Genomic DNA, 3,773 nt, shown 5'->3' with positions numbered 1-3,773 from the left:
GACCTACCGTGCCCCGCTCAAGGACATGTTGTTCGTGATGAACGAACTGGCTGATCTTGACGCAGTCAGCAAGCTGCCTGGCTTCGAGGACGCCACGCCGGAGACGGCGCAGGCGGTGCTCGACGAGGCAGCCAAATTCAACGAACAAGTGGTGGCGCCGCTCAACCGCATTGGCGACACCGATCCCAGCAGCTGGAAGGAYGGCGTGGTTACCACCACGCCCGGTTTCAAGGACGCGTTCCGCCAGTTTGGCGAAGGYGGCTGGCAGGGCGTGCTGCATCCGCAGGAATTTGGCGGCCAGGGCTTGCCCAAGTTGATCGCCACYGCCTGCAACGAGATGCTGAACACGGCGAACCTGTCGTTCGCGCTGTGCCCGCTGCTGACAGACGGCGCCATCGAAGCCCTGCTGACCGCGGGCAGCGACGCGCAGAAGGCCACCTTCCTGCCCAAGCTGATCTCCGGCGAATGGACCGGCACCATGAACCTGACCGAGCCGCAGGCCGGTTCGGACCTGGCGGCCGTGCGCACGCGCGCCGAGCCGCAGGGYGACGGTACCTACAAGGTGTTCGGCACCAAGATCTTCATCACCTACGGTGAGCACGACATGGCGMAGAACATCGTCCATCTCGTTCTYGCGCGCACGCCCRCGGCACCCGAGGGCGTCAAGGGCATCTCGCTGTTCATCGTGCCCAAGTTCCTGGTGAATGAGGATGGTTCGCTGGGCGCGCGCAATGATGCGCACTGCGTGTCGATCGAGCACAAGCTGGGCATCAAGGCCAGCCCCACAGCCGTGCTGCAGTTCGGCGACCACGGTGGCGCCATCGGCRCGCTGGTCGGCGAGGAAAACCGCGGCCTGGAATACATGTTCATCATGATGAACTCGGCGCGCTTCTCGGTCGGCATGCAAGGCATCGCCGTGTCGGAGCGGGCCTACCAGCAGGCTGTGAATTTTGCCCGCGAGCGCGTGCAAAGCCGTCCGGTCGATGGTTCCGCACGCGAGGCTGTGACCATCATTCATCACCCGGACGTCAAGCGCATGCTGATGACCATGCGCTCGCTGATCGAAGGCGYGCGCGCGGTAGCGTATGTGGCCGCGGCCGCGTGCGACACGGCGCACCAGCATGCCGACGACGCGGTGCGCAAGCAAAGCCAGGCGTTCTACGAGTTCATGGTGCCCATCGTCAAGGGCTGGAGCACCGAATTGTCGATCGATGTGACCAGCCTGGGCGTGCAGGTGCATGGCGGCATGGGCTTCATCGAGGAGACCGGCGCGGCCCAGCATTATCGCGATGCCCGCATCCTGCCGATCTACGAAGGCACGACCGCGATCCAGGCGAACGACCTCGTCGGCCGCAAGACGCTGGGCTGGCAGCTTGGCCGCGCGATGCTTGCGGCAGATGCGAAGCGTGGCGAGGATCCGTCCTTCCACGACGCCAAGATCTCGACGGCGCATTTCTTCGCGGAGCACATCCTGTCACAGGCATCGGGTTTGCGCGATGCCATCGTGGCGGGTGCGGTGCCGGTCAATGCGTTGAGCGAAGCGCAGTTCTGAGAGCGCACGGTAGCGGGCATTTGCCGAAGCCGACAAGTTGTGCCAACGCCGATTGAAATGATGACGGTGTTGACTCCCTCTGGCACTGTCACGTTGATGGGGCGGTCGCGTAAAATGGTGCGATGATGAAGACGAAATCGCTCTACCATGGCCACCGCTTCCCGGCGGTGGTCATCAGCTAGAGCGTGTTATGCACTTTCTGCCACGAATGATGTCGTGGTGAGATGACGAAGCGCAGCCCCTACCGACAGATGTCTCCGATGAGAAATGGAGCTTTGTCGTCCTATTCACGGGATAGTGGTCTCCCTGCTGCCATCGAACCTGCGGCGCACTTGGGGAGGACCCTCGGATGTCTCTGCCACACGAGGAGCGTGGAGTCAGTATGGCCTATGGCCCAACTGTGCGTGACAAAGAACTGTGACACCCGGAAGGCGCCGCTGAACTAATGCCAGAGGGGCGTCGCGAACTCCTAGTGCGGCTACCCGTTCACCGACAGCTCAGGTCGACATTTCGCGAGGCACTTCCTTGTGATGGCGAATCACTTCGCTTATGACGAATGCAAGGTACGCTTGCGCAAACTCTGGGTCGAGTCCCGCTGTCTCCGCCAGACTGCGAAGGCGCTGGACCTGCGCGTGTTCTCGCGCGGGGTCCGTGGGCGGCAGATTGTGGCGTGCCTTCAATGCGCCAACTTGCCGCGTGCAACGGAAGCGTTCGGCCAGCAGATGGACCATTGCTGCGTCGATGTTGTCGATGCTCTTGCGGAGTTCGAGAAGCTCCGCCTGTGGGGGCTGAATATCTGTCATGTGGGTCCCTTATCGTCGGCGCGTTGATCGAGTTAGCACGTTTTGGACTGCAAAAGATAGCAGATTAGCGTATGCGATGCACTTTTCGTCACGACCGATGTCGTAGTGAAATGACGAAACGCAGACCGTATCCGACGGACGTGTCGGACGAAGAATGGAGCTTTGCTGCTCCCTATTTGGCGCTGATGACCGAGGGCGCGCCACAGCGCAAGCATGAGTCCCGCGAACTGTTCGACGCGCTGCGTTGGATAGCACGTGCCGGTGCGGCCTGGCGACTTCTGCCGACCAATTTTCCACCGTGGGAAGCGGTATATCAGCAAACACAGCGCTGGCTGCGAGCAGGGTGCTTTGAGGCAATGGTCAGCGACTTGCGTTCGATATTGCGTGTCGCACAGGGGCGTCGAGGGCAGCCCAGCGCCGTGATTCTCGACGGTCGGACTTTGCAATCGACCTGCGAAAGCGGACCAAGGGCACGGTACGACGGGTACAAGCGCAAGAGGGGAAGCAAAGTTCATATGGCTGTCGACACGCTGGGCTATTTGCTTGCCGTGCGCGTAACGCCAGCAAATGAACAAGAGCGAGCCCAAGTCCAGTAGCTGGCCAGGCAAGTGCAGCAGGCAAGCGGCCAGACAGTGAAGTTGAGGGCTATACCGGTAAAGAGCCGGCAAGAGTGGCGCGCGACGAAGGCATCGAGTTGCAGGTGATAAAACTGCCCGAGACAAAGAAGGGCAAGGGCTTCATCCTTTTGCCCAGACGATGGGTTGTGGAACGCAGCTTCGGCTGGGTCAATCGCTTTCGGAGGCTCGCGCACGACTACGAGCGTTTGCCCGAAACTCTGGTCGGCTTACATTTCCTTGTCTTCGTCATGCTCATGCTTGTTCAGGCCGTAGCCATCCTGCAAAGTGCATAACACGCTCTAGGCGGTGCGCTGGTATTTCCGGTTCAACCTGAGCCAGGGGGGCAGTCTAGCTCTAACGCTTCCAGCCAATTATAGACCTACTGCTTCCCGAGGAAGATATCGGGTTCGCGCGACGTTTCGATATTGGCCTGCTGGCCACGCGCCCGGAAGGCATCACCTGCGCCGTTTGCGAGATAACGCAGCTTGGCAAGTTGCGCTTGTGGTACTTTGGTGTTTCCACGGCCAGATAGAGCTCGTATTCGTGATGCTCGGGATTGCCGCAGTACTCGGTGCCGCGGTCAGTCAGCACGCGCGACAGCGGGATGCCGTAGCTGTCAAAGAACGGCACAACGCGGTCGTTGAGCAGGCCGGCGGCTGGCAACGGGGTCTTGCGATCGTAGAGCTTGGCAAAGGCCACCTTCGAGTAGGTGTCGACGAAGGTCTGCTGGTAGACGCGGCCCACGCCTTTGAGCGTGCCGACATAGAAGGTGTCCTGGGCTCCGCAATAGCCGGGGCACAC

Annotated in this window: 2 protein-coding genes and 2 pseudogenes; 2 read left to right on the top strand and 2 right to left on the bottom strand. The window is 61.1% G+C overall.

Annotation, left to right across the window (positions count from 1 at the left end; translation table 11 throughout):
* On the top strand, positions 1-1,552 hold a 1,552-nt coding region (locus AC1DQR_RS40125; RefSeq protein WP_477135123.1), incomplete at its 5' end, for an acyl-CoA dehydrogenase.
* 497 nt (positions 1,553-2,049) lie between these two features.
* Here the strand turns inward: AC1DQR_RS40125 and AC1DQR_RS40120 are convergent.
* Positions 2,050-2,355 carry a chorismate mutase gene (locus AC1DQR_RS40120; RefSeq protein ID WP_416046726.1) on the bottom strand — a complete coding sequence of 102 codons (306 nt, stop codon included), beginning with the start codon at positions 2,353-2,355 and terminating at the stop codon, positions 2,050-2,052.
* A gap of 110 nt (positions 2,356-2,465) precedes the next feature.
* On the opposite strand from AC1DQR_RS40120, the pseudogene AC1DQR_RS40115 reads away from it, so the two are divergent.
* Positions 2,466-3,265, top strand: a pseudogene (locus tag AC1DQR_RS40115) (IS5 family transposase).
* A 226-nt stretch (positions 3,266-3,491) separates the two neighbouring features.
* On the opposite strand, the pseudogene AC1DQR_RS40110 reads toward AC1DQR_RS40115, so the two are convergent.
* A pseudogene (locus AC1DQR_RS40110) lies at positions 3,492-3,773 on the bottom strand (IS481 family transposase); the annotation flags it as partial.

It is taken from the genome of Cupriavidus sp. 05L411, assembly GCF_056398045.1.
This window is presented reverse-complemented; position numbering and strand designations above follow the sequence as displayed.

Excerpts from the sequence above, each read along its gene's own strand:
- AC1DQR_RS40120 (WP_416046726.1), bottom strand. The coding sequence starts at position 2,355 with ATGACAGATATTCAGCCCCCACAGGCGGAGCTTCTCGAACTCCGCAAG.